We start from the raw sequence: 25,868 nt of genomic DNA, 5'->3' as shown, positions 1-25,868 counted from the left end.
AATGACAAGGTATTTTATTTGCACCCATGCTAATTGTTGTTTTTGTTCCTGTTGTTGCTGCTAATTCCTTAAGTCATTAATTAATTTATCAATGTTGTAGGTAATCTTCATGTGCACAAAAACTCAAAAACATAACTTCTGGCTAAGTCCTCTTTTTTTATATTCTTTAATGATTATTCTAGGACTATTAAGTGGTTGGTCTGGTAATCCTGAATTAAAAGCAATCGGTTTATTTATTTCTGATGTTTTTATTCGAATATTTAAATGTATAAGTCTTCCCATTATTGCTTTATCAATTATTGTAACTTTATCCAATTATCGTACAGATGGTTCAATGCGCTCTGTATGGCAGCGAGCAATGACATACACTTTGGGAACGACATTTGTTGCTGCGACCATAAGTTGCCTTTTATATATCTTAATTAAGCCCGGATTGGTAGAGTCTTTTACACAGCCAGTTTTAGCTAAAGACAATAATCAAATAACTTATCTAGGTTATGTTAGCCACTTAATTCCATCTAATATTCTTTCGCCTTTTTTGGAACAACAGGTGCTGGGCGTACTTTTACTAGGCATTATTTTTGGAATTGCTATTCGCTTTATTCCTGAACCTGAATCGCGCCAAGCCATCACCGCATTTTTTAAAGGTGCGCATAGTATGTTTATGGTTATTACAAGTTGGATAATTAGAATTATTCCGCTTGGGCTTTATGGATTTATAACAACCACCGTTATTCAATTACGTGATGGTATGACCATTAAAGGAATTGGACAATATCTATTAATAATTGTACTAGCTAACCTTATTCAAGGTCTTATTATTTTGCCTTTGTGGTTAAAATCACAAGGTATTAGACCCTTTAAGGCCATGAAAGGCATGTTACCAGCCCTGTCAGTTGCCTTTTTTTCCAAATCATCTGTTGGTACATTGCCTGTCACTATGAAAACCGCAGAACAGAATTTAGCTGTTAAGCCTGAGGTAAGTCGTTTCGTTTTACCTTTATGCACTAGTTTAAATATGAATGGTTGTGCGGCATTTATTTTTGTAACAGTTATTTATTTAATGCAAAATCATGGTATCGCTATTTCTTTACCCACCATGGCACTTTGGGTAGTTATTGCGACGGTGGCAGCCATCGGGAATGCTGGGGTGCCTATGGGTTGTTTTTTCTTAAGTGCAAGCTTACTTGCTAGTATGAATGTTCCCATTACTTTAATGGGTATTATTTTACCCTTTTACAGCTTAATCGATATGTTAGAAACTGCTTTAAATGTTTGGTCAGATTCCTGCGTTGCTAAAGTTGTAGATGAAAAATTACGCTTAGCTAAGGTTGATATTCCTACTGCAGCAAATTTAAAATTAAAAGTTGTTTAACTTACCCTATCTAGATAAGATAAAGACTTATATTAATTAGTATTAATATAAGCCTTTTATCTTCATAATGAATAATATACCCAAATATTAGGTTCAATATATTTTCCGAGATTGCTTTTACAATCAATCTCTACTGGGACTAATGCGCCTTTAACAATATATGCTCCGTCATCAAGAAAGCTCATCTCAGTCCATTGCTCCCATTGCTTAATATCAGCGGAAATATAAGCAGAATAATAACAAATGCTTAAAATTTGAGCTCCAAGATCGATATGAGTTCGTAACCAAGGATCAAAGATTTCTCCGTTTCTATTCTTCCATGTAATGTATTTATCAATGGAAGTTAATGGATATAGGCTTTTTAAACTGGGCCTGGCAGGTACAATTAAGTAAGTAAATTTCTTGTTAAATGAGATTTCTTTAAGATGCTGAAGAAGGATTTTACTTATTCCTCTATTACGGTAATTATCTGCAACAGTAACGGATACTGCGCATACAATATTTGCTTTTTCAGTATCGGGGTTGCCATTAATTCCAGTATTAATGACCCAGTTTACTCCTTCATTAGGAAGTTCAGAAAGACTTTTTGTCCAGGTTATAGGTATGGAGTTCAGTACTCCTATAAGCTCTTTATTAGGCGCTAATAGGCTTATTTGAAATTCAGGATATAACTTATATAGTTTAAAAACAATATCATCAGGTAAACGAATAAAATTTGGCCAGACTTGTTTTCTCAATTCACTAATTTTATTAAAAAATTTTAATTGCTTTGCGCCACTGATAATTTTATATTTAGTCTCTTTACTAAGCTCAACTATATTATTCATTACTCATTTCTGCCTGATTAAGTAACGCCTGCCACCAAATCATCATCGAGTTAATAGCTTGTTTTGCTCCTTTTATAATATGTCCTTCTTGAATAAATTGTTTACTAGCGGTATCTTTCGAAGCGAGATCAACAAACATACCGAGGCCATCCTTGTGTCCTTGTTCTACTCCATTCAGATGCATATCATGAAAAGCTTTCAATCTGGACCTTACCCATGTTTTTTTTCTTCTTTTAATAACTTCAAATGAAATATTAAGAAATATTTCGTGCTCAAATATTGCTGCTGTTTCCGTAGCATACATAGCGCCTAATGTACATGATGGGCAGGTGGAAATTAATTTTAAAATATTATTAAAAAATTCTGTTGTTGGTGTGAATTCGATACGCTTATTGACATCGGTTCCTATTTCTAAAAGTGCCTTTTTATATATTGCAGCATGATTTCTTTCTTCATTAAAATTATGTTGTAGCTCTTCTGCAATACCTGTATTTTTAAATTGCCTAGTGGTATTAGTTGCTATTGATAAAAATTCGGGATTTCTTGCAGAAAATTGATAGTGCTCTAGCATAAGCCATTCTAGAGCTGATTCAGAGAATATTTCAAGGTCGCTTAATCGATTTTTTATGGAAGATGTAAATTGATGGTTTAAGTAATCGATTTCATGAGTAAGTTTTAGCTTGGTTATCATAAGACTCCTTTGATTTAAAATATCCTATTCGTATTCTTAGGTTTTCTAGAGTGGCTAATATAATTTTTAGGTGTTCAATATTTTGCCTTTTCTTGGTCAGAAAGATTAAATACTACTCAACTTTGATGAACTTCTCATTAAATGAAGATGTGAATCTAATAGCCTTCGGCAAGATCTTTTTTATTGAAGGATTAGGATAATTAACATAAAGGCTTCTATCTTCCTGAATCCCTAGTTGATTTTGGATTCTATTATATAGATATTGAGTGAAAGTCTTCTGAGATGGCTTCAAAATCATTTTGATTAATAATAACTTTATCATAAAATTTAATACCTCTTTAATATCTCTATTAATTTAGATAAATTTTCGTTACAGCTAAATATACATAGCTAGCTATGTAATAGTCAATCATATTTTTTTAGGATATAGTTTATGGCTTTTAAAATTGATGAACATACAGGCATTTTAATCAAAAAAGCAGCCAGGCTTTTCGAGCAAGTTGCCAATATAAAACTTAATGAGTTGGGGGTAACTTATTCGCAAACTATTTTTTTAGTTCGTTTATGGGAGAAAGATGGTCAAACACAAATTGAACTAGCAAAAAGCGCTGGGTTAAAGCAACCTAGCGTAGTACGCATACTCGATCGAATGGAAAGAGATAATTTAATTCTACGTGTTCGCAATAAAGATGATAGAAGAGCTTTCAATTTTTATCTTACGGAAAAAGCTAAAAAAGCTTGCCACAAGCTTGAAGAACAAGCTAATGAAATGCACAGTGTTGCAACCCTAAATATTAAAAAAGAGAATATTGAAAAAGTAAATCATTTATTATCGGCTATCATTAATAATCTTCAAATTTACCTTAAGAATTAACTATATTCACTAAAAATTAATCCAGGTAAAATGTTTTTGCTAGTGAAGTAAAAGCTCATCAAACGGACTTATTAGCTAAGCTCAAAATCTAAGTATGCAGGTCGAGAATTATAAGCTGCAATCTAACTATTCATAATATGATCAAATACTTGCGAATAATTTATTTTAATATTTGATTGCAGATAGCGTAGTAAATTTGACTTAAAATCGTTAAATCACTAAGAGATATACATTCATTAACTTGATGAATTGTCTTATTAAGAGGGCCTAGCTCAATAACTTCTACCCCATACGGTGCAATGAAGCGTCCGTCAGAAGTTCCTCCATCTGTGGAAAGCTCAGGCGGTTTTCCAGTTAATTCAGTAATGGCTTGAATGCAACTATCAAGTAGCTTACCTTGGCAAGTTAGAAAGGGTTCACCGTTTAAACGCCATGTTAACACTGCATCTATACCATGTTTTTTAAAATAGTTAGCTACTTGAGTTTTAAGGCTTTGGACTGTTTGCTCGGTTGAAAAGCGAAAATTAAATTGCAGCAGTAATTCACCTGGAATAATATTTTCGGCATGGCCACCTGAGTGAATATGAGTGATTTGAAAAGAAGTAGGGGGAAAAAACTCATTCCCTTCATCCCATTGTACTTGTACCAGTTCATTTAAAAGAGGCGCAAGTTGATGAATAGGATTTTGCGCTAAATGTGGATAAGCAACATGGCCTTGCTTACCTTGTAAAGTAAGCTGACCAGTTAATGAACCGCGACGGCCAATTTTAATAACATCGCCTAGGGTATGTCTACTTGAGGGTTCGCCTACAATACAGTAAGTAGGGTGTATGCTACGCTTTTTTAATTCACTCATGACATAAGGTGTGCCTTGATTAAATAGACTCCCTTCTTCACCGCTGGTAATCAAAAAACCTAGACTACCTCTAAAGTGAGGATTATTAGCAATAAAGTGTTCTGCCATAACCATCATTGCAGCTAAACTTCCTTTCATATCAGCGGTCCCTCGGCCATAAGCTAATCCATGGCTTTCAACCAGTTCAAAGGGATTGGTATGCCATTGCTCTCTATCACCTATAGGAACGACATCAGTATGTCCAGCAAAAACTAATAAAGGAGCCTGTGTACCTAAGTAGGCAAAGAAATTAGCAACAGGAGGATTATTAAACTGTAAGCAGGTAAAGCCAAGTTGATTAAAATACTTAATCATATACGCCTGGCAGCCAGCATCATCAGGCGTAATTGATTTAAATCGTACCAGTTCAGTTAATAAAGAGCGAATTAAGGTCATTATTGATAATCTCTCAACAATTCATTAATGCTTACCTTTGCCCTTGTTTTTTCATCAACTTGTTTAACAATAACAGCACAATATAAACTATGACTACCATCCTCACTAGGTAGATTACCAGGAACAACGACTGAACCTGCAGGGATTCTTCCATAGGTAATTGTGCCAGTTTGACGATTATAGATTTTAGTGCTTTGACCTAAAAAAACGCCCATTGATAAAACGGAGTTTTTTTCAACGATAACACCTTCCACTACTTCAGAGCGTGCTCCTATAAAGCAATTATCTTCAATAATAGTAGGATTAGCTTGCAAAGGCTCTAATACGCCACCAATACCCACACCACCTGATAGATGAACGTTTTTACCAATTTGGGCACAAGAGCCAACGGTCGCCCAAGTATCTACCATAACACCTTCATCAATATAAGCGCCAATATTAACATAGGAGGGCATTAAGACAGTGTTTCTAGCAACAAAGGCGCCTTTACGCACCATTGCATGTGGTACAACACGAATTTGTGCTTCCTGCCACTGGCCAATATTATAATCTGCAAATTTAAGCGGCACCTTATCATAAAACTGGCAAAACCCAGCCTCAATTATTTGATTGGGATATAATCTAAAGGACAATAACACAGTCTTTTTTAGCCACTGATGGGTTATCCACTCTTCATTTATACATTCAGCTACACGATAATAACCTTGATCTAGCCCATTTAAGACTTCCTCTACTGCAGATAAAAGATTTCTTGGTACATTATCTAACGTTAGCTGTTGACGTTTTTCGAATCCTTCGGTAATCATTTTTTCTAATGAATTCATGATAAAAATTATAAGAACTAGAGGTTTAGTTAGTATACTTAATCTCTCTTAAGAATGAAGTAGGGTTATTAACTTAATTGTTATTAAATTTTTTAAATTGGATTACATCCTTTGCATTGATAAAAATTAGATTCTCACCTTAGTTTAGTGAGAACCTGCTGTTAAACCCAATTTATAAGGATGTGGTTTGCACTTTACCTATTAACTTATCTTTCTCTTCCCACTGCTGATTTAACCAGTCTCTAAATTCTAACTGTTTATGTTCATCATAAGCTAAAGATTGATCAAAAAACTTAGTAGGAATAGGAATTTGCCTTAATTTAACATAAATCGTATCAATACGATGACAAAGAAAATCCCATAACGTAGGGGTTTTGGAAGAATACACAATAGTAAGATCGGTAATCGTTTTAATACGGCTTTCTAATGCAGAAATTACAAAACTTATACCGCCTGCTTTTGGTTTTAATAAAAAATTGTAGGGCGATTTTTGACTGTTTTTTTTCTCGGAAGTAAATCGTGTGCCTTCAATAAAATTCATAACGGCTGAAGGCGTGTTCTTAAATAAGGTCATAGCCTTATTGGTAGAGGCTAAATCCTTACCGCGCTTCTTAGGGTTTTTGGCTAAATATTCTTTAGAATAACGCTTCATAAACGGGCAGCCCATTGCCCACCAGGCAAAACCTAATAGAGGAACCCATTTTAATTGATCTTTAATAAAGAATTTTAAAACAGGAATTTTTCGATTTAATAAATATTGTAAAACGACTATATCTAACCAACTTTGATGGTTGGCTACAATTAAATACCAGTTATCGTTGGTTAAATTTTCTAAACCACTTACTTGCCAATTTACTTTGTTAGTTAAGTCAATATATCGATTATTAACACTGCTCCAATAAGTGGTTATCCTGTCGATAAGCCTAGTACAAAAAATACGCCAGCGAAAATTGGGAAAGAGTTTTAATATGCCAACTACAAGAACGGGTATAAAAAAAACAATTGTCGATAAAATTAATAGCAAAATAGCTAAAATACCATGCCACCGGCTACCTTTTTTCTGCCGCATTTAATCTTACTCCTTCTTTTTTAACTTAATGCAAAATCTAAATCTGCAATCAAATCTTCAATATATTCAATACCTACGGATAAACGTACAAAACCATCGACAATGCCTAGAATCTTTCTTGTTTCAGGAGGAATTGAGGCATGAGTCATAATAGCTGGATGCTCAATTAGGCTTTCTACGCCTCCTAAGCTCTCTGCTAGAGTAAAAACTTGACATCGTTGCAGAAAACGCTGAGTAGAAGCTAAATCTGCATCTAATATAATAGATATCATACCACCAAAAGCTTGCATTTGTTTTTGGGCAAGTTCATATTGCGGATGACTTGGTAAGCCCGGATAAATAACCTGCTTAATCTTTGGGCGTTGTTCAAGCCATTGGGCAAGGGCCATGGCGTTTTCACAATGCCGCTGCATACGAATAGAAAGCGTTTTTAAACTACGTAATAGCAAAAAGCTATCAAAGGGGCTAGAAATAGCGCCACATGAATTTTGTAAAAAAGCAAGCTTATCAATTAATTCTGGATTATCACCAACAACGACAGCGCCACTGACAACATCTGAATGACCATTAATATATTTTGTAGTTGAATGTAAGGTAATATCAAAACCCAATTCTATCGGCCTTTGTATCCAAGGGGTAGCAAAGGTATTATCAGCCACTGAAAGTAGATGATGTTTTTTAGCTAACTGAGCAATTTCAGTAAGATTTGCTAACTTAAGCATAGGATTAGAAGGCGTTTCAACCCAGATCATACGCGTATTAGGTTGAATGGCATTTGCAATTGTTTGCGAGTCTGTCATATCGACAAAAGTAAAAGATAGACCTGAGGTGCGGGTTTTTACCTTATCAAATAAGCGATAAGTACCTCCATACAAATCATTCGTTGCAATGACATGATCGCCTTGATTTAAAAGATCAATAACTGTATTAATTGCAGCCATACCAGAGGCAAAAGCAAAGCCTTGCTTACCGGATTCTAAACTAGCTAAACAGGCTTCATAAGCAAAACGAGTAGGGTTTTTTGTACGTGAATACTCATAACCTAAATGAATACCAGGCGCTTCTTGTTTGTAAGTTGATGTTGCATAGATGGGGGTTATTACGGCACCCGTTGAAGGGTCAGCTTGCTGCCCTGCATGGATGGCACGCGTATCGAAGTGATTTTTGTCCATTAATATTCCTATTTTTAGAATAAAGCAAAACTTGTGAATGCAGTATATACTTTAATTGATATAGTGAACGCGTATCTTGTTAAAAATTATTTAATAGTCGCTAACAAGGTTGTTATTTTAGTGAGGGATCGATGCGTAGGCAAGAAATCGACTACCAAAAAGTTGCCTTAGCAGCTGAGACAGTAAAGAAACGCGGTATAGAGCCTTCCCTAACCAACGTTTGTGAAGAGTTGGGTATTGTTACTATCACGCCGAATTTACCTACCTTGTTAGAGAAGTGGTATCATTCTCAGCCTGAATTTCAACGAAAAAAGCTAAATCCTTTATCAGAAAATATTAAAGTTAATACAAGTGCTATTTTTGAAAAAAATGTTGAGCTTGAAAAGTCACTTTCTTTATTACGTGCAACGCTAGAGTGTACTACTGATGGTATTATGATGGTCAATGGCCAAGGCCAAGTAGTTGATTGGAATCAAAAATTTGTAGAAATGTGGCGCATTCCTTCTTACATGCTTGAATCGGGTACAGAAAGTATTGGATTTGAATATATTTTAGATCAATTAAGTAATCCAGAAGCAGTCATTGCTGATGTGCAATTCTTATATGAAAATCCCGAATGGCAAGGCGAACTACCCTTAATTTATTTTAAGGATGGCCGAATTTTTGAGCGCTATACGCAACCACAACGTATTGGCTCTGAAATTGTTGGTCGAGTTTATAGCTTTCGTGATGTTACGCAACGACAAATGGCTGATGAGGATCTGCGAGTTCGCGAACGCGCGATAGAAGCAAGTACGCATGGTGTTGCAATTATTGATATTACTAAAGAGAATCTACCCATTATTTATGTCAATAAAGCGTTTGAAAGAATTACAGGATTTAATGAAAAACAAGTCTTAGGTCAGAATTTGGCCTACATTCATGGTAAAAAGATTGATCAAGCTAACTATAAGCGAATTACCTTAGCAGTGAAAGAATTACGGGAAGAAACAGTTGAGCTTGAAACCTCAAGGCGTTCAGGTGAAGTGTATTGGTGTGAAATGAGTGTAGCTCCAGTAGCTGATATTTCCGGAAATGTTAAACATTATGTATGTATTATCAATGACATAACAGAACGCCGTGAAATGGAAAAGCAACTTCTTATGCAGGCAACGCATGATTCCTTAACCGAACTACCTAATCGCGTTTTATTGATGGATAGGGTAGAGCAAGCCATTTTACAAGCAAAGAAAAAAAATTCTATCATTGCTTTTTTATTTCTTGACCTAGATCGATTTAAATTCACTAATGATACATTAGGCCATAGTGTTGGTGATAAGTTGTTACAAGCGGTTTCAAATCGCCTACTCATTGCAACGAATGATTTTGATACAGTAGCCCGCTTGGGCGGTGATGAATTTGTAATCCTTCTTCAAGATATTCATTCTGAAAAACAAGCTGAACAAACAGCGAATGAAATATTACACTTAATTGAAAAGCCATTCCAAATTGGCCAGCACAATTTAAAAATTACCGGCAGCATTGGTATTAGTTATTATCCTAAAGATGGGCTCGATTACGAAACACTCATGAAGAATGCTGACTTATCGATGTATCATGCTAAGGATAGTGGTCGCAATAACTATCGCGTTTTTGAGCAAGAAATGAATAAACGCGTTGTTAACCGCATGCAGCTTGATAATGCTTTAAGAGATGCTTTAAAGCGCAATGAATTTTATCTACTTTATCAACCACTTATGGATTTGCGCAAGAATAGTATTGTTGGTTTTGAAGCATTAATTCGTTGGCATAGCCATATACTAGGTCAAGTTTCACCTGCTGAGTTTATTAGTAGCGCAGAAGAAAACGGCTTAATTGTAGATATTGGTAAGTGGGTATTAGAAGAGTCCTGTAAACAGTTGGTAGCTTGGCATAAAGAAGGTTATAAAGACCTAAGCATGGCTGTAAATATATCAGGCCGTCAATTTAGGCAAACACGTTTACCAGAATTAATTCAAGAAATTTTAATGAAAACTGGATTGCCTGCATCCTATATTGAACTTGAGCTCACTGAAAGCTTATTAGTTGATGATGTGAAGCATGCTGTAGAAACCATGTATCAATTACGAGAGATGGGCGCAAAATTAGTCATTGATGATTTTGGTACAGGTTATTCAAGTTTATCCTATTTAAAACAATTTCCAGTTAATAAATTAAAAATTGATCGCTCTTTTATTAGCGAATTAGTTAATAAAGAAAATGATGCTGCTATTGCTAGAGCAATCATTAACTTAGGACACAGCCTTAATTTAGAAGTACTTGCAGAAGGTGTGGAAAATGAGCTGCAAAAGGAATTTATAGTAAAACATGGCTGCGATTACGCTCAAGGGTATTATTTTAAACCACCTAATAGACCTAATGAACTTAAAGAATTTCTAGAACAAAATAGTTTGCCACAACTTGATAAAACTTAATCTACTTTTGTAACTCAACAAACCTTGCTTAGCAATTCAGTCTTGTCAATCGTTAAGCCCTATTCTAAGAATGGGTACGATTTTTGCTCTTAAATATTACTAAATAATTACTTTCTTTATAGGCTTTAATGAAAGTTAAAGATTGTATGAATTTATAAAATATGGAGAACTATTAGATGTATAAAAATTTATTTTAAGATTTTGATTATTATATTTTTATATAAATAATTTAAAGATTATGAGTAATTATATTCTTATATATTTTAAATAATGATTGAGTTAATTTAGGAAGTAATTATCCGCAGTCAGTCCTACTTGAGAGGAGAGCAGGATGAGAAATGTAACCATTATTGGTTCAGGATTATCAGGCGCATTATTAGGATTATATTTGGCTAGACGGGGCTATTATGTTGAACTTTTTGAATCGCGTCCGGATATTCGCTTTGCGCAAGTAGATAGGGGGCGATCTATTAATCTTGCTATGTCTTGTAGAGGCTTAACAAGCCTAGATAGTGTCGGATTAATGCCCAAAGTTACAAAAATTATGGTGCCTATGCGAGCTCGTGCTATTCATGAGATAGATGGCAATATTAAGTACCAACCTTTTGGCCGGCATGCTAATGAATATATTAATGCTATTCAAAGACATGACTTAAATAAAATTATTCTAAATGAAATTGAATCTCTACCGAATATTAAATTGAATTTCTCAACCCGTTTATTAGAAATAAATTTTGATAGTAAATCCATCTTTTTTGAAAATAAATTAGGGCAAAAGTTGCATAAATCTTATGAGCACTTAGTGGGTACTGACGGCGCCAATTCAGTAGTTCGTGAATCTATGTTTACAAAAAAAATGATTAAATTTCAAAGGGATTTTTTAAATTATGGCTATAAAGAGCTTTCAATAAGCGGTGCCTCACCTGAGAAAATGGCTCGAGAACATCTTCATTTATGGCCGCGTGATTCTTTTCTTTTACTAGGTAATCCAAACTGTGATCATTCAATAACGGGCTCATTATTCTTAGCACATGAAGGTAAAAATAGCTTTGCAAATTTAACAGATGAAATTAAGGTGAAAACCTTTTTTAAGCAATTCTTTCCAGACGCTTATGATGAAATGCCAAATTTAATTGAAGAATTTTTTCATAATCCTACCGGTAATATGAGCACGATCAAATGTTCCCCGTGGTATTATCAAGATCAATGTCTTTTGATTGGTGATGCTGCGCATGGCTTAGTTCCTTTTTTTGGCCAAGGGATGAATAGTGCTTTTGAGGATTGTCGAATTTTTAATGAGACATTAGATAAGTATCGAGATAATTGGAATAAAGCCTTACCTGCGTTCTTCCAAGAACGGAAAGTCAATGCAGATGCTGTTGCAAAAATGTCAATGGATAATTTTCATGAAATACAAAGTGATATATGTGATGAGAAATTTAATTTAAAAAAGCAGTTAGAGCATATTCTAATGAATCGCTATCCAGAACGTTATATTTCAAAGCATGCGCTGGTTATGTTTACAAATACTCCTTATGCAGAGGCGCTAGCCATTGGCCAAATTCAAAATGAGTTTTTAAATCAAATTTGTGCTCATTTAAATACCATAGAAGAGCTAGATTGGCAACGAGTTGATAGTTTAATGGAGGATTATGACAAAAAATTGGCGAATTTTAAGCTTCATTAAAAATACATCTTAAATACAATGACATTTTAGTCAAAACTTTGTCAAAAGTATGGATTTTGGGGACAATATTTTGTCGCTTTAGATCCTTTTGTGCTTAAAAAAGAGTAAAAATAACAACTTTAACACCTCTTTAAGGTACTTTTTTGCTTAAAGTTGACTAAAAAACTGGCATGGCTCCTGCAATATTAAAATTGTCCAACAAATTATGTCGCGGAGACAGCTATGAAAACTATACAAGCATATATTGATTCTAAACAGCAAGAGTTTATGAATCATCCTTTTTTCGAAGTTTTAGAGCAATTAGATACTATTGAAGAAATTAGTTATTTTGTACCAGAACTAACTTTCTGGGCGATGACTTTCCAAGATATCTTAAGGCTCAATGAAGAAAGAGTAACTGATCCCTATTTAAAGAAAGTGGCTCGCCACCATCGCTTAGAAGATGCAGGCCATGAAAAATGGTTTATACATGATAAAAAATATTTAGGTAAAATAAGTGATAATAAAGCCTGTAGCAAAGATGATGTATCTTGGCTGTACAGTAAAGAATCTCAGCTAACACGTGATGCAGCTTATGCTATCATGTCAGAAATATATAAAGCTGATGATGAGATTCTTAATATTGTCTTGTTACTCACCTTAGAATCATCTGGTCATGTATTCTTTGAAAAAGTGGTTAAACAAGTCCAAAAAACAGGTGAAGATAAAAACTTAAAATATTTCTCAAGTTCTCACCTAGAAGTTGAAATGGCACATGCATTATTTGAACAAGAAATGGAACGACAATTGTTTTCAAGAACAATACCAGTAGAAACACGTCGTGAAGCATTGAAAATGATTGATCGTTGCTATGATGCATTTAGCAAGATGTTCGATGGTTTACTTATCGCTTGCAACCGTCGTCTTGAGCTCGCAAGAGAACAAGAATTACAAAATGCTGCTAATACCGTTGAATATGCAGCTGCAAATCAAGCAGCTTCAAATCAAGCAGCCCAATAAGCAAGTGTAACTGAGTTGGACAAGCGTATGGCCAGAGATGGACATGCGCTTGTTTTTATTACCTTCCTATAAAATTCACTCAAATAAATTTAGAAAAAAATCTTTTGGAGAAATTTATAATCCATAATTCTGTTTAAGCAATTTTTTATACTGTTTAAGTTCCTTGATTATGATATAATTTTTTATCAAATTGGTTAAATTTTAAAAATTTAATTTTGACTTTAATACATTGCTACTCTACGTTTAAACTTGTTGAGAGTTTATTTTCTTAACAAAAAGGGCTATTTATATACCCATATTCTACCAAAGTATTTTGGCGTTAATCAGAGTAAAAATGATATGTAGCGCTGAAGTATAGCCAATCATTTTAACTGCCTTAGTAAAACGCACTTAGTGGATGTGGTGTCATATGAATGAGTGTTTAAACAGTTATTTAAAAGGAGTTAGATATGCGTTTAAAAGCGGCCTTAACAAGTTGTACTTTGTTAGTTATGAGTTCAGTGTCTATAGTGAGTTACGCTGAAGATTTTTTAGCGAAAGAAAATAATGAACAACAATCTTTGGCTGATTATTGGACACCAGAACGTATGAAGAATGCTAAAGAAATGCCTCTACCCTTAGTAGATTTTAAAAGTACTCAGGAAATACCTATAGACGAAGGACAAAGCCTATCTGAGGATTCTGAGTCGGGCGATGGGGCGCCACCTGAGGGAAAGGATATTAGGCCTGAAATAAGGCAACTTTATACACCCCAAGTTCTCTTAAATACCTTACCCCAAGAAACTAACCTTGCCAACTTCAACAGAGGAACTTTAAATTATCATTTTTCAAGCTCTCGGTTAATTCCTTTATCAGCAGATTTAGCTTATCCTTATCGAACAGTGGGTAAGTTATTTTTTACAATTCCTGGGCAAGGGGATTTTGTTTGCTCTGCATCTGTCTTAAGACATCGAATCGTATTAACTGCTGGTCATTGCCTACATAGAGGTTCTGGCGGTGTTGGCGGCTATTATACTAATTGGCGGTTTGTCCCAGCATTTCGAGACGGATCAGCGCCTTTTAGAACTTGGACATGGTCGTATGCCTTAGTAACAAATACCTGGGCAACGGGTGGTGGCACAGTACCTAATGCTGCAGATTACGGTATGCTTGAAATGCGAGATAATACAATCAATAATGTTGTACGTCGCATCGGTACTGTAACCGGTTACTTAGGCTATCAAACACAATCACTCCGGCCTAACCATGCGCATTTACTTGGTTATCCTTGTAATTTTGATAGTTGCCAAAAGATGCATCAGGTTACAGCACAAAGTCAACGTTTGGTTGCGCCTAATAATGCAGAATATGGTTCTGATATGGCTGGTGGTTCTAGTGGTGGACCATGGGTGCAAAACTTTGGTGCTTATTCTGTAGGACAAACAGGTGGTTTAAATCCTGGTCTTAACCGAATTATAGGGATTACTTCCTATGGCTATGTAAGTCCTGATCCTAAAGCGCAAGGAAGTTCAATTCCTGACAGCCGATTTACAAGTCTGCTTAATAGTATTTGCGCACATAAAGCGGGTAATTGTTCATAAGCATTTTCAATTAGATCGAATAGAAAGCCATTTATGATATTTAAATGGCTTTTTTTTAAGTAAGATTAAAATAAATTAATCTAACATGCTTGAGTAATTCCTTTTAACATAGTAAGAGTTAATAAGATGATGATCCTCATCGACTATTTTCATAAAGTAAGGATTGATTTGCTACGGAGGAAGGCTATGTTAAATATTCGAGGATTTTTTAATACAGCAAAGCAATTTATTCAAGATAATCAGCCTGTAAGTTTAACAGGTGCCTTAATTCATCCTTATTATTGGTTAATGTCTAAATCAAACGATTATGTTTGTGATATATCAAATTTAAATTCAACAGATGAGCTTAAAACTCGAGCTTATGTGATTCCAGGAACTGCTGATTTTCCATTTTCCCTTTTCAGAATGGTGGACCGTATACTCGCTAAAGGAAAATTAAATGACATTAAATCTTTTACTATCGTTTCCTTTTTTAAACGTTTTCAAGGTAAAAGTATTGACGATTTTTCGCAGGAACTATTAGATAAAATTAAAGCGGATCAGGTGGAAAGTATTATTTTAATTGGTCATTCCCGTGGTGGCTTGATTGCTGCGAAAACAGCATTGGAAGCAGCGAAACTAGGCATTAAAGTTAAAGCTGTAATTACTTTAGCTACTCCTTTTAATGGCTCTCATTTAGCCCTTCCTCCTCTTACATGGTTTTCAGCCTCAATAAAACAAATGGAGGTTGGTAATACCTATTTAAAAGAGCTAGGTGATTTAATTTTACGATCGGAGATACCTCATTACTTTATGGTAGCTGGTAATGATGAAGTTGTCCGCTCAGGGGCATTCATAAAAGACTATGTGGAAAAATACCCTGATTCTATGACTGTTTTTCCTAGGCACGGGCATTTATCTTTGGTTTCATCACATAAATTAGTGGAAAAAATTCATACTTTAGTAACTGGTAAAAACTTAAAGGAAGTAAAACAAACGCTTGAAGAGGGTGATAATGACGATTTATTTAATTTATTTGATGAGGTGGAAATTACAGAAGCTATAGATTTGGTTACCGAGGAAACAGCTAGACGGTCTATAACAGTTTCATAAATTTAATTGATTAACTCAAGATTAAATGAGGCTTAACTAGGATAGTCATAGTCGAATTCTAATTTAAATGAAGGAGAAATACTTTTTTCTGGCTTCTAAATTATGAATTAGTTTCTTTTCTTGATAGATGAGTTTAATTTCTTTTATGAGTTAAACAAAGTTTAACTAATTTACGTATAGGTGATTGAGTATTTTAATAATGAAAGCAGATATCTTTCATTCATGTTGAAGCTAAATAGGCTTTAAAAATTTTCCAATATTAGGTTTTTGTTGCATGCGGTACTGATAAACAGCATAAAAAGCAATAACATTTTTTAAATAGTTGCGCGTTTCCCGCCAGGGCAGTGTCTCAATCCAGATATCCATGTCATTGGCTGGATGATTTTTAAGCCAATAATTAACTTGTCTAGGACCTGCATTATACGCTGCAGCAATTAATGCAGGGTGATCATTAAAGCGCTTTGATAAGTGTTTTAAATAGGCAACACCAATGTTTAAATTTTTCTCCCAAGAAAAAAGTTGCGTTTTATCCTTATAATCAATTCTCGCTTGCTTAGCTACGCTACTAGCAGTAGTTGGCATAACTTGCATAAGACCGCGCGCGCCTGCTTGAGAAACAGCATCATCTCTAAAACCACTTTCTTGGCGAATGATTGCATAGATAAATTCTTGCGGAACTTGATAATTTTTGGCATAGGAGTTAATTGCAGAACTATAAGGAATTGGAAAACGAAGCGAAAGTTGATTATTTAATTCTTGCGTATTACTTAACGCTACTGATTTTCCATGCCACTGTAATTCATTGGCAACCCAGGAAAGAAGAGCACTTTTTTCTTCTTTAGGTAACTCACTAACGAAATCATTTAATAAACGAGATGCCTCTAGGGTTTGATGATTTTGGTAAAGTAGTTTTACTTTGTCAATAAAGGATTCGTAAGGTTTTAAAATAGTTCTATCATCAATGGGATTTTCATTTTCAAAAGAAAACTTTTTATTTAAACGTAAACTAGCCAGGAATCCATAATACTGTCTTGATTTAGCCAGTTCTTGATAAATATCTTTTGCTTGCTCTAATTGCCCCAGAGCTTCTTTAGCACGTGCTGACCAGTATTGCCAACAAGGGTTTTGTTGATCTTGAAAATGATTAATTAATGATGCAACTTGTTTCCATTGTTTATGCTTTAACGCAAAACGAATTTGCCAATCTAATAATACATCATTGTAATAAGCAGGTTGAACTTTGGTAAACCATTCCCATGTATCATCTTGGTTACGCATTGCTTTATATAGAGCAACGTGTGCTAGAAAAGTTTGCTTCTGACCATTGTTTAATAAGTTATTATTTTTAACCTTTTCCCAAAATTTAAGAGCTTGAGGCATATTGAGGGAAACCATACGTTTAAGGCCAAATAAATAAAAGTGGCTATATAAATCATTAACTGGAAGTTGCTGAATACGTAAAGGATTTTGGTAGATAGCAATCAGCTGTTGCTCATCTTTTAGACGTGGAACTTTATATTGCTTCAAAAGATAGCGCACCAAAGGTAAATTGCGCTTATCAAGTGCTAAAATAATACGCTCAGTAATTAAACTTTGATTAAAATTTTCACTTTTAAGTAATAATTCAAATAACTGATTACATGCAGGCGGCTGAGAGTCACCTGTAAGCCACAGCGCTTTAGCCGCACTAAAAGCAGTATCAGTTTTACCTTGATAATAGTTTGCTAAATGATAAAAGCATTGTAAGTTAACATCCTCGGTTTGCTTATAATATAGTCCATAATTAACCCAATCTTTTTGTCTGGCCAGTTGATAGAGCCATTTTTCTCTAAGCTTCTTAGCAAGAGGCGTATCATTATTGATAAAATTTAAAAAATCTTGCTCTGGTTGCTCTGGTAAATTCTGATTCCATTTAGTATAAGTATCAAACCTCGCCATATAAGCTTCACTTGAAGCTGCATAAGTTAGGTAGGATGAGAGTAATACTAATAAGAAAAAAAATATTTTCATATAAAGATTTATAATGACGCCAGTTGAGTTCGCATATTACTAATTGCTTGTTGATAATTGCCGCTATTAAAGATAGACGACCCAGCAACAAAATGAGTGGCACCTGCTTGGGCGAGTGCCTTTATATTCTCTACTGTGATACCTCCATCTACAGAAATAGGTAAGTCAGGATACTGATCTTTAATAAAAGCTATTTTCTTAATCACTTCGGGAATAAGCTTTTGTCCTGCAAAACCTGGGTTGACAGTCATAACTAAGACAAAATCAAGTTTATTAATACACCATTTAATCCATTCAGGGGAGGTTGCTGGGTTTAACACAAGGCCAGCCTCACAACCAAGCTCCTGAATTAAGGCTAAACTTCTATCTAAATGAATGGTCCCATCCGGATGAATGCTAATGCGTCTAGCACCTGCTTTAGCAAATTGTCTAATAAGTTCATCAACGGGGTTGGTCATCAAGTGAACATCTATTTTTAGTTCAGGAAATCGCTGCAAAATGCTTTGGCAAACAAAGGGCCCGAGTGTTAAGTTAGGCACATAATGATTGTCCATTACATCAAAATGAATCATATCTGCATCAGCAGCCATGACGTTTTCTATCTCCTCGCCCAGGCGAGTTATATCAGCTGAGAGTAAAGAAGGTGCAATCAAAAATGTCATAATGAAATCTTATAAGTTAGGTAAACTCATTATTCCTATAGCTATCTTTATTAATATAAAACGTTTAATTATTATTATTGACAGGGTAAAAAACTAGCATTTTAATGCAAGGGATGACTCTAATAGAATAGAATTAGGACAATCTTAGACTAACTAAGTAACTTTAAGCAATATAATTTGTGTAAATAATATTTAATTTTACCCATTTCTACAAGAAAAATGGGTAAAAATTTTATTCAAGAAGCCTGCTCAGGCTGATCAAAACTAAAATTCATGACAAAATTTAGCGATGCTATCGCTACCCGGCCATTAAAATTACTAATATTGTTGCTTGTTAAGTAGCGAAAATCTGCGCCAACGGAGATGGTCTCATCAATAAAATAACTAATACCAATAATACCTTGACCAACAGGCGCTGTTGTTGAATCCTTAACACGACTACCGCTGATATAGTTTCCATACTGCTGCAAACTAAAATTTGTACGAAAATAAGCATAACCTATTCCTATACCTACATAGGGTATAAAACTTGTCTCACTACCGGGTGTATAAAAATCATAATAGGCGTTAAACAGGCCAGCAAGCATACCTGTACTTCCGCCTAGACTTAAGCCATATATATTTTGATGCCTTCTAACAGGCCCTATTCCCGGAATTTGTACTTTCTGAATTTTATTGCCATTAATGTTCAGCTGGCCCTCAAATCGATAATTTTCGCACCAACGATAACCAACATGAATACCGCCGTTAATGCCCACTCTATAAGTCACTGTACTTGTAGAATTCGCGGGGATTAGAGGAAGGAGGGGAATAAGAGGATGTGGGGTTAGAGTAAGAGGAATTAAGCTTACGAAGGGAAGAGAAGGTATATTAACTAAATTAACATCGATACCTTCTAAATAACTACCTCCAACTATAAAACCAGCATACCAGCCATCATCTGGATCTACCGCATAGGCTGTACTACTGAGAAGCATGGCACTTACAATACCAAATCGCATAATAAAGTTCATAATTTAGCCCTTACTTATAACAATTTTCATTAAAACGGTAAAGAACGCCAACGGTTACTAAATTAGCTTGAAAAACCTTACCAAGGGATTCTACTCGATCAGTTCCAATATAACGGTATGCAAGATTAATGGCATAATTCTCAGCATAATTATAAGTAAAGCCAGCAGTAACTTGATACGCAAAAACACTATTGGCACCTCGATGATACACTGGATAGTGGCTTGGAGGGAGGAAAGGAGAATAGTAAAAAGTTCGAGTACTAAATGTCCCCTCAATCCAGCCATAGCCTAAGCCCGCTCCCAGAAAGGGTGAAACACCTTCAACCATGTCAGGAAAATCATAATAGAGATTTCCCATTGCAAATACAGCGTTTGCTTCGCCATGCCCACGATTTTGACGAATTTTATTAATGTAGAATCGCTTAACATTTTCAGTAAGGTAAGTTACTTCCCCTTCATAGCGTATGGGATTATTTTGAACACCAAATCTTACACCAGCATGATAACCTAGATCATAGGAAGCATTCGTTAATGCGAGTTTATGACTTGTAGGATAAAAAGGATACGTAAATGTTGGTATAAAACCATGTCGACTAACGCTAAGATTATCAGACAAATAGTTACCACCACTAAAAAGACTTGAATACCAACCGTTGATTGGTATCGCACTCATTGCTGTGCTGGTTACAAGCAAAGCGCTTGAGAAAAATGCAATTTTCATGACATCCCTTCTTATTATTTTCTTTAAGACATCTCATGTTAGCGATTTACTTTTATTTTGCAAGCAGGTTTTGTGATGAGTTAGCTGTTATTTCCTTGCAATCAACTAGAATGCTTCAACCATAAGAGCTAATGATAAAGTAGACTAATAATTTAGCAAAAAAATTTCGAGCCGCTTTATGTTATTCTTGTTATTAGGCCTTAAGGTTGATATACCTAAACATTAAGGTATCCGTTTTATTTAAAACCTGACGTTATAGGAAAACGCCAGTCACGGCCAAATGCACGTGAGCTTATTTTAATACCCGGCGCTGCTTGGCGACGTTTATATTCATTTCTTCTTATGAGGCGAATAACTTTATCGACCATGTCCGCACTGTGCCCTTGCGCAATTAATGCTTGGGTATCTAAATTATTTTCCATATACGCTGTAATGATTTTATCGAGCGTTGGATAATCAGGTAAGCTGTCTTGATCGGTTTGGTTTGTGGCTAATTCAGCTGAAGGAGCGCGGTTAAGAACCCGTTTCGGTATGACAGGTGATAATTGATTACGATAATGAGCTAGCGCATAGACTTGAGTCTTTAAAACATCTTTTAATACGGCAAACCCACCGGCCATATCACCATACAAGGTAGCGTAGCCAACAGCTGTTTCACTTTTATTGCTGGTTGTTAGCACGAGACTGCCTTTTTTATTTGATAAAGCCATTAAAAATAAGCCTCGAATACGTGCCTGGATGTTTTCTTCAGTAATATCAGGGGCAAGACCTGCGAATACTGGTTTAAGTGTTGTTAAAATGCTTTTAAATACTGGCTCGATTGTTAAAAGCTCACTTTTAATTCCTAACGCATTAATTTGTTGCTGAGCATCAACAATACTTATTTCGGCTGTATAGCGAGAAGGCATCATAATGGCTTGAACTCGATTAGGTCCTAAAGCATCTACTGCAATTGCTAAGGTTAGGGCAGAATCGATGCCACCTGAAAGGCCCAAAATCACACTGGAAAAGTTGTTTTTTTCAACATAATCTTTAGTGCCGCAAATCAGCGCATTATAAATTAATGCATTTAACTCAAGCAAAGGTGTTATCCTGCCATTTAATTCATTTCCATGACATATAACTGTTGAAAATTCTTCTTGAAAGGCTGCTGCTCGAGCACATATTTTGCCCGTATTATCTATTGCAAACGATTGACCATCGAAAACTAATTCATCCTGACCGCCAACTGCATTAACATAAATAAATGATATGCCTTTTCGGGTATGCTCACGAACTAAATCTTCCCGTAGTTGATATTTATTATACTCAAAGGGGGAGGCATTTAAACAAATAATTGTATCAGCGCCTGCTGCTATTAAGTCATTTACAGGTTGTTTAAGCCAAATGTCTTCACAGATACAGACACCTACTTGATAACCTTTAATTGCTAGAATACAGGGGTTGGGCTGACCAGAAATAAAATAACGGATTTCATCAAATACACCATAATTAGGCAGCGCTTGCTTATGATAGGTAGCAATTCTTACGCCATTAAAATAAACACTTGCAGAATTAAAGCACTTCTCGCCTTGTTGAGTAGGATGACCAATAATCACATAGCAATCCCCTACCACACTAGCAACTCTTTCGAGGGCTTGTGCAATTTGATTATGAAATTCAGGCCTTAAAAGCAAATCTTCAGCTGGATAGCCAGAGATAACCAGCTCAGGAAAAACAATAATGTCATGCTCATTTTGATAGCGAATAATAGTATCAATGACTTTATCGGCATTAGCATCGATTGCAGCGACAGTTGTGTTAATTTGCGCCATCAATATTGTTAATTCTTTAGTCATCATAGTCATATAGAGATAGTTTAGCCCTGTATATTTAATTTTATATGGAACAATATAACTTGTTTTAAACTTGCGCAAGTAAAATATATTCTCTATTTTGAAATGATAGTTATATTCATTGGAATTAAAAAACGAGGCAGAAGTCAGTAGTCTGCAATATTGAATCAAAAGTACTAAACTTAAGCAGTAGGTTTTATAATTAACTTTTGCTGCTATAAGAAAATACTTATTGCAAGTTCTAAAGAATTTTTTTGCAAGAAGCTTTAAATAAATTTAATAGATAAGTCTAAGTATTTTTAAAAAAAAGTTCTATTTAATTTTAAAATTCTTACTATTTTATTATAATGATCTGTTTATCTTTATGTGACGTAAATTATGTTGAAGGATGCGTTATCACGGATGGCCGATATTTTCTTACCTTCCGTATTAATGCAAGGTTTAGAATACCAAAAGAAAGGGTTTGTACTTAATATTCGTTTAAGTGAAGGTTTGCTTAAAGCGCGAGTAAAAGATACATCATCGCATATTTATAATGTTTATATTGATTTAAAAGTATGGCCAAAACAACCTGCATGTTGTAATTGTCCGGTTAAAAAGAATTGCAAACATGCTGCAGCTAGTCTTTTCGCCTTAAAAATAAAAGAAAATATCGATATTAAAATAAACAAATTACCATTTAGCTCTGATTCTTTAAGTAGCGATTCAGTACCAATTTTCCATAATGATAATGCTTATGAAGTTGCTTACCTAATTGATCTAGAATCTAGAGACCGTGTTATGGTTAATTTAGCTCTATCAAAACGGCTAAAGCGACATAATATAGATAAAAAGACTATATTTCACATACTCACGTCGGCTCGAAAACAATATTTTATGCAAGTCGATGATGAAATTATCACAACTTTAGCCTTAAAAAACCATATACAGGGCTGGTTTGATCGATTGATTATTCATACCAGTTTTCTATTGGATAAAATGCTATCAACCCAAAGAGTATATATTGGAGAAAAAACTGATAGACCGCTTGTTTTCAATAAAGAGCCTGTTCAGATGGATTGGCATCTAAATATCGATGGTACTCAACAGCTTCTTATTGGAAAAAAAGAAACAGCTTTAAGGCCTCTCTTTTTAGATAAGCTTTGGTATTATGATAAGTTCAACCAGGCTTTAGGAATAGTTGAAAATCTTATTCAAATTGAACATTTAAAATGGCTTTTTGCCTTACCGCCTGTCAATTTAAATGAAGCAGCGTCTCTTGCTGCAGAAATAGCTAAGGTTAATGAAAATCTACCTAGACCCAAAATTTATGCAAAAAAAGTAATTCAGAATTTAAAACCAAAACCTGTCATTATTCTAAATGCACAAGAGGTAATATCAGATACTTTAAATGTACTTAATGAATTTGAATTAAAAAATTATCGTGTTACATGTAACCTTGTTTATGATTATGCCGGTATACAAATTACCGGGCAGGAAGATTTTCTTAGCTTATTCTACGAAACCGATTCTTCTTTAATAGAAGTAAAGAGGGACCTAAATTTAGAGCAACAAATATTAGCTGATTTTAATTTAACCTTAAATCGCAATTTAAATTTTAAAACATTGGCCGCAAGTGAAGAATTTAAAAATTTACGACTATTTAAAAATGATATTTATGCACCGGATTTGCCAAAGTTATATAACGAAATTATTTCTTTATTTAAAAATAAAGGTTGGTTAGTTCAATATGACCAACTTATTTTTGAAGAGGCTCTGACACTAGACTCTATAGAGTGGTTCTCTCAAGTTAATGAGCACAAGCATGATTTTTTTTCTTACCATTTAGGTATTTTAATTGAGGGTAAGCCTGTTAGTATTATTCCTCTTGTTGCTAAGTTGCTACCTAAACTAAAAAATGTTGATTTAGAAGAGCTTGATGATGATAAAAAAATTATCTTATCTTTACCTAGCAAAAATCATCTGCAGGTTCCTTTAGGCCGCCTTAAACCTCTCCTGCGCTTTCTGTTGCAATATCATACCGCCATTACAACAGATGCAGACCAATTACGAATAACACGCTATCAGCTTATGTTGATGTATGAAGCAGAGCAAGCTATGTCTGCAGTATCTCTACGCTGGCAAAAAGATAGCGAGGTTTATCAGCAGCTAAAGAAACTTATACAAAATGATTTTATAAAAACAACAACTGTACCCAATGGTTTAAAAGCAAAGCTAAGAGATTATCAACTGCAAGGTTTAACTTGGTTACAATCATTACGTGCGGGAAAATTTAGTGGTATTTTAGCAGACGATATGGGTTTAGGAAAAACTATTCAAACACTTGCACATCTACAATTAGAAAAAGAACAAGGGCGTATGATACGCCCATCATTAATTATTGCTCCAACGAGTGTTATTACGAATTGGAGTGAGGAAGCTAAGCGGTTTACGCCTGAGTTAAAAGTTTTAATTTTTCATGGAAGTAATAGGCAGAGAAATTTTGCCAATTATGATCTTATTATTTCTACTTACAGCTTAATTCAACGCGATAAAGATAAATTTGCAGAGACGAATTTTTATTATCTTATCCTTGATGAAGCACAATTTATTAAAAATAATCGTGCAAAAGTGACACAAATTGTTTTACAAATTCAAGCTTCCTATCGTTTATGTTTATCAGGTACGCCTCTTGAAAATCATCTAGGTGAACTTTGGTCACTTTTTCATTTCTTGATGCCGGGCTTATTAGGTGATGCAAAGCAATTTCGTAAATTTTTTAAAGTGCCCATTGAAAAGCAATCTAATCGACAACGTGCTGAGTTATTAATGAATCGTATTCGTCCATTTATGCTTCGTAGAACAAAGAATCAGGTCGCACAGGAATTACCCGAAAAAATTGAAACCATGCATAAAGTAGAGCTGCTTGGCGCACAAAGGGATCTTTACGAAGCAATTCGCATTAGCATGCAGCAAAAAGTTCGCTCAGCTATAGCACAGCTGGGATTAAAAAGAAGCCATATTGTTGTGTTAGATGCGTTACTTAAACTAAGGCAAGTCTGTTGTGATCCAAGACTGGTTTCAGCGCCCGGAGCAGAAATTGCTTATCATAGTTCAGCTAAATTAGAAGCCCTTATGACTTTGGTGGATAATTTAGTGGCTGAAAATAGGCGTATTTTAATATTTTCTCAATTTACATCGATGTTAAAGCTTATTGAAGAGAAATTAATTGGTTGTTCCTATGATTATCTTAAACTGACCGGCCAAACAAAAAATCGTCTATTCCTAGTTAATAAATTTCAAGAAGGTAATATTCCTATTTTCCTAATTAGTCTTAAAGCAGGTGGGACTGGATTAAATTTGACCCAAGCTGATACTGTTATTCATTATGATCCATGGTGGAATCCAGCGGTTGAAAATCAAGCAACGGATAGAAGTCATCGAATTGGACAAAAAAATACAGTTTTTGTTTATAAGTTAATTACTTTAGGAACCGTGGAAGAAGTAATGGTAACTATTCAAAATAAGAAAAAACAACTCTTTGAAGGAATTTTAACTGAAAATCTTAACGGATTAAGTGCATTAACCGAAGAAGATATTGATCAATTTTTTCGCCCACTTTAATTAATTTTAATTCACTATAAAAAGCAAAGATTTAGTAATTTACTTCTTATTGATTTTAAATTTGCAAAGCATCAATTACTAGCTTATTCT

General features: G+C 34.7%; 19 protein-coding genes. 8 read left to right on the top strand and 11 right to left on the bottom strand.

Annotated features, from left to right (window positions below):
* The first annotated feature begins 109 nt into the window (after positions 1–109).
* A complete protein-coding gene (locus ACQUW5_RS10145; protein WP_444991132.1) occupies positions 110–1,375 on the top strand; it encodes a dicarboxylate/amino acid:cation symporter in 1,266 nt (421 codons plus the stop codon).
* Positions 1,376–1,437: 62 nt separating this feature from the next.
* Here ACQUW5_RS10145 and ACQUW5_RS10140 read toward each other — a convergent pair whose 3' ends face one another.
* Together ACQUW5_RS10140 and ACQUW5_RS10135 are read right to left on the bottom strand one after the other, a co-directional pair.
* On the bottom strand, positions 1,438–2,202 hold the full coding sequence (locus ACQUW5_RS10140; protein WP_444991131.1) for a GNAT family N-acetyltransferase: 765 nt from the start codon (positions 2,200–2,202) through the stop codon (positions 1,438–1,440).
* Positions 2,195–2,893: a DUF3865 domain-containing protein gene (locus tag ACQUW5_RS10135; RefSeq protein ID WP_444991130.1), complete on the bottom strand. Its 699-nt coding sequence runs from the start codon at positions 2,891–2,893 to the stop codon at positions 2,195–2,197. The genes ACQUW5_RS10140 and ACQUW5_RS10135 overlap by 8 nt, the downstream gene beginning before the upstream one ends.
* Before the next feature lie 433 nt (positions 2,894–3,326).
* Here ACQUW5_RS10135 and ACQUW5_RS10130 point away from each other — a divergent pair, with 433 nt between their 5' ends.
* Positions 3,327–3,767: a MarR family winged helix-turn-helix transcriptional regulator gene (locus tag ACQUW5_RS10130; RefSeq protein WP_444991129.1), complete on the top strand. Its 441-nt coding sequence runs from the start codon at positions 3,327–3,329 to the stop codon at positions 3,765–3,767.
* A gap of 160 nt (positions 3,768–3,927) precedes the next feature.
* Here the strand turns inward: ACQUW5_RS10130 and dapE are convergent, their stop codons facing one another.
* The 4 genes from dapE to ACQUW5_RS10110 form a co-directional block, all read right to left on the bottom strand.
* The gene (dapE, locus tag ACQUW5_RS10125) at positions 3,928–5,058 is read right to left on the bottom strand and encodes a succinyl-diaminopimelate desuccinylase (protein WP_444991128.1); all 1,131 of its coding nucleotides are present in this window, start codon (positions 5,056–5,058) and stop codon (positions 3,928–3,930) included.
* On the bottom strand, positions 5,058–5,882 hold the full coding sequence (gene dapD / locus ACQUW5_RS10120) for a 2,3,4,5-tetrahydropyridine-2,6-dicarboxylate N-succinyltransferase (RefSeq protein WP_444991127.1): 825 nt from the start codon (positions 5,880–5,882) through the stop codon (positions 5,058–5,060). The genes dapE and dapD overlap by 1 nt, the downstream gene beginning before the upstream one ends.
* Before the next feature lie 172 nt (positions 5,883–6,054).
* Positions 6,055–6,951, bottom strand: coding sequence for a 1-acylglycerol-3-phosphate O-acyltransferase, YihG family (gene yihG, locus ACQUW5_RS10115; protein ID WP_444991126.1), 897 nt, complete (start codon positions 6,949–6,951; stop codon positions 6,055–6,057).
* Between the two features lie 20 nt (positions 6,952–6,971).
* Positions 6,972–8,123: a cystathionine gamma-synthase gene (locus ACQUW5_RS10110; RefSeq protein WP_444991125.1), complete on the bottom strand. Its 1,152-nt coding sequence runs from the start codon at positions 8,121–8,123 to the stop codon at positions 6,972–6,974.
* 131 nt (positions 8,124–8,254) lie between these two features.
* Between ACQUW5_RS10110 and ACQUW5_RS10105 the strand changes: the two genes are divergently transcribed.
* The 5 genes from ACQUW5_RS10105 (at position 8,255) to ACQUW5_RS10085 (ending at position 15,934) form a co-directional block, all read left to right on the top strand.
* A complete protein-coding gene (locus ACQUW5_RS10105; RefSeq protein WP_444991124.1) occupies positions 8,255–10,576 on the top strand; it encodes an EAL domain-containing protein in 2,322 nt (773 codons plus the stop codon).
* Positions 10,577–10,907: 331 nt separating this feature from the next.
* Positions 10,908–12,263 carry an FAD-dependent oxidoreductase gene (locus ACQUW5_RS10100; RefSeq protein WP_444991123.1) on the top strand — a complete coding sequence of 452 codons (1,356 nt, stop codon included), beginning with the start codon at positions 10,908–10,910 and terminating at the stop codon, positions 12,261–12,263.
* 222 nt (positions 12,264–12,485) lie between these two features.
* On the top strand, positions 12,486–13,262 hold the full coding sequence (locus tag ACQUW5_RS10095) for a hypothetical protein (protein ID WP_444991122.1): 777 nt from the start codon (positions 12,486–12,488) through the stop codon (positions 13,260–13,262).
* Between the two features lie 449 nt (positions 13,263–13,711).
* A complete protein-coding gene (locus ACQUW5_RS10090; protein WP_444991121.1) occupies positions 13,712–14,842 on the top strand; it encodes a trypsin-like serine peptidase in 1,131 nt (376 codons plus the stop codon).
* A 186-nt stretch (positions 14,843–15,028) separates the two neighbouring features.
* Entirely contained in the window at positions 15,029–15,934 is a 906-nt protein-coding gene (locus tag ACQUW5_RS10085) for an alpha/beta hydrolase (protein ID WP_444991120.1), read from the top strand.
* A 231-nt stretch (positions 15,935–16,165) separates the two neighbouring features.
* On the opposite strand, the gene ACQUW5_RS10080 is transcribed toward ACQUW5_RS10085, so the two are convergent.
* The 5 genes from ACQUW5_RS10080 to ACQUW5_RS10060 all read right to left on the bottom strand — a co-directional run bounded on the left by ACQUW5_RS10080 (position 16,166) and on the right by ACQUW5_RS10060 (position 22,178).
* Positions 16,166–17,944 carry a transglycosylase SLT domain-containing protein gene (locus ACQUW5_RS10080; RefSeq protein WP_444991119.1) on the bottom strand — a complete coding sequence of 593 codons (1,779 nt, stop codon included), beginning with the start codon at positions 17,942–17,944 and terminating at the stop codon, positions 16,166–16,168.
* A gap of 8 nt (positions 17,945–17,952) precedes the next feature.
* Entirely contained in the window at positions 17,953–18,606 is a 654-nt protein-coding gene (gene rpe, locus ACQUW5_RS10075) for a ribulose-phosphate 3-epimerase (RefSeq protein WP_444991118.1), read from the bottom strand.
* Positions 18,607–18,842: 236 nt separating this feature from the next.
* On the bottom strand, positions 18,843–19,619 hold the full coding sequence (locus tag ACQUW5_RS10070; RefSeq protein WP_444991117.1) for an outer membrane protein: 777 nt from the start codon (positions 19,617–19,619) through the stop codon (positions 18,843–18,845).
* A gap of 10 nt (positions 19,620–19,629) precedes the next feature.
* Positions 19,630–20,340, bottom strand: coding sequence for an outer membrane protein (locus ACQUW5_RS10065; protein ID WP_444991116.1), 711 nt, complete (start codon positions 20,338–20,340; stop codon positions 19,630–19,632).
* 236 nt (positions 20,341–20,576) lie between these two features.
* Positions 20,577–22,178: an NAD+ synthase gene (locus ACQUW5_RS10060; protein ID WP_444991210.1), complete on the bottom strand. Its 1,602-nt coding sequence runs from the start codon at positions 22,176–22,178 to the stop codon at positions 20,577–20,579.
* A 375-nt stretch (positions 22,179–22,553) separates the two neighbouring features.
* On the opposite strand from ACQUW5_RS10060, the gene ACQUW5_RS10055 reads away from it, so the two are divergent.
* Positions 22,554–25,778 carry a DEAD/DEAH box helicase gene (locus ACQUW5_RS10055; RefSeq protein ID WP_444991115.1) on the top strand — a complete coding sequence of 1,075 codons (3,225 nt, stop codon included), beginning with the start codon at positions 22,554–22,556 and terminating at the stop codon, positions 25,776–25,778.
* Positions 25,779–25,868 lie beyond the last annotated feature (90 nt).

It is taken from the genome of Legionella pelazae, from assembly GCF_052527395.1.
The sequence above is the reverse complement of the archived record's forward strand: the minus strand, read 5'-3'. Positions and strand labels throughout refer to the sequence as shown.

Coding starts and splice junctions, on each gene's coding strand:
- ACQUW5_RS10105 (WP_444991124.1), top strand. CDS start 8,255: ATGCGTAGGCAAGAAATCGACTACCAAAAAGTTGCCTTAGCAGCTGAG.
- ACQUW5_RS10060 (WP_444991210.1), bottom strand. CDS start 22,178: ATGACTAAAGAATTAACAATATTGATGGCGCAAATTAACACAACTGTC.
- ACQUW5_RS10140 (WP_444991131.1), bottom strand. CDS start 2,202: ATGAATAATATAGTTGAGCTTAGTAAAGAGACTAAATATAAAATTATC.
- ACQUW5_RS10090 (WP_444991121.1), top strand. CDS start 13,712: ATGCGTTTAAAAGCGGCCTTAACAAGTTGTACTTTGTTAGTTATGAGT.
- ACQUW5_RS10085 (WP_444991120.1), top strand. CDS start 15,029: ATGTTAAATATTCGAGGATTTTTTAATACAGCAAAGCAATTTATTCAA.
- ACQUW5_RS10110 (WP_444991125.1), bottom strand. CDS start 8,123: ATGGACAAAAATCACTTCGATACGCGTGCCATCCATGCAGGGCAGCAA.
- ACQUW5_RS10070 (WP_444991117.1), bottom strand. CDS start 19,619: ATGAACTTTATTATGCGATTTGGTATTGTAAGTGCCATGCTTCTCAGT.
- yihG (WP_444991126.1), bottom strand. CDS start 6,951: ATGCGGCAGAAAAAAGGTAGCCGGTGGCATGGTATTTTAGCTATTTTG.
- ACQUW5_RS10055 (WP_444991115.1), top strand. CDS start 22,554: ATGTTGAAGGATGCGTTATCACGGATGGCCGATATTTTCTTACCTTCC.
- rpe (WP_444991118.1), bottom strand. CDS start 18,606: ATGACATTTTTGATTGCACCTTCTTTACTCTCAGCTGATATAACTCGC.
- ACQUW5_RS10080 (WP_444991119.1), bottom strand. CDS start 17,944: ATGAAAATATTTTTTTTCTTATTAGTATTACTCTCATCCTACCTAACT.
- ACQUW5_RS10130 (WP_444991129.1), top strand. CDS start 3,327: ATGGCTTTTAAAATTGATGAACATACAGGCATTTTAATCAAAAAAGCA.
- ACQUW5_RS10135 (WP_444991130.1), bottom strand. CDS start 2,893: ATGATAACCAAGCTAAAACTTACTCATGAAATCGATTACTTAAACCAT.
- ACQUW5_RS10100 (WP_444991123.1), top strand. CDS start 10,908: ATGAGAAATGTAACCATTATTGGTTCAGGATTATCAGGCGCATTATTA.
- dapD (WP_444991127.1), bottom strand. CDS start 5,882: ATGAATTCATTAGAAAAAATGATTACCGAAGGATTCGAAAAACGTCAA.
- dapE (WP_444991128.1), bottom strand. CDS start 5,058: ATGACCTTAATTCGCTCTTTATTAACTGAACTGGTACGATTTAAATCA.
- ACQUW5_RS10095 (WP_444991122.1), top strand. CDS start 12,486: ATGAAAACTATACAAGCATATATTGATTCTAAACAGCAAGAGTTTATG.
- ACQUW5_RS10065 (WP_444991116.1), bottom strand. CDS start 20,340: ATGAAAATTGCATTTTTCTCAAGCGCTTTGCTTGTAACCAGCACAGCA.
- ACQUW5_RS10145 (WP_444991132.1), top strand. CDS start 110: ATGTGCACAAAAACTCAAAAACATAACTTCTGGCTAAGTCCTCTTTTT.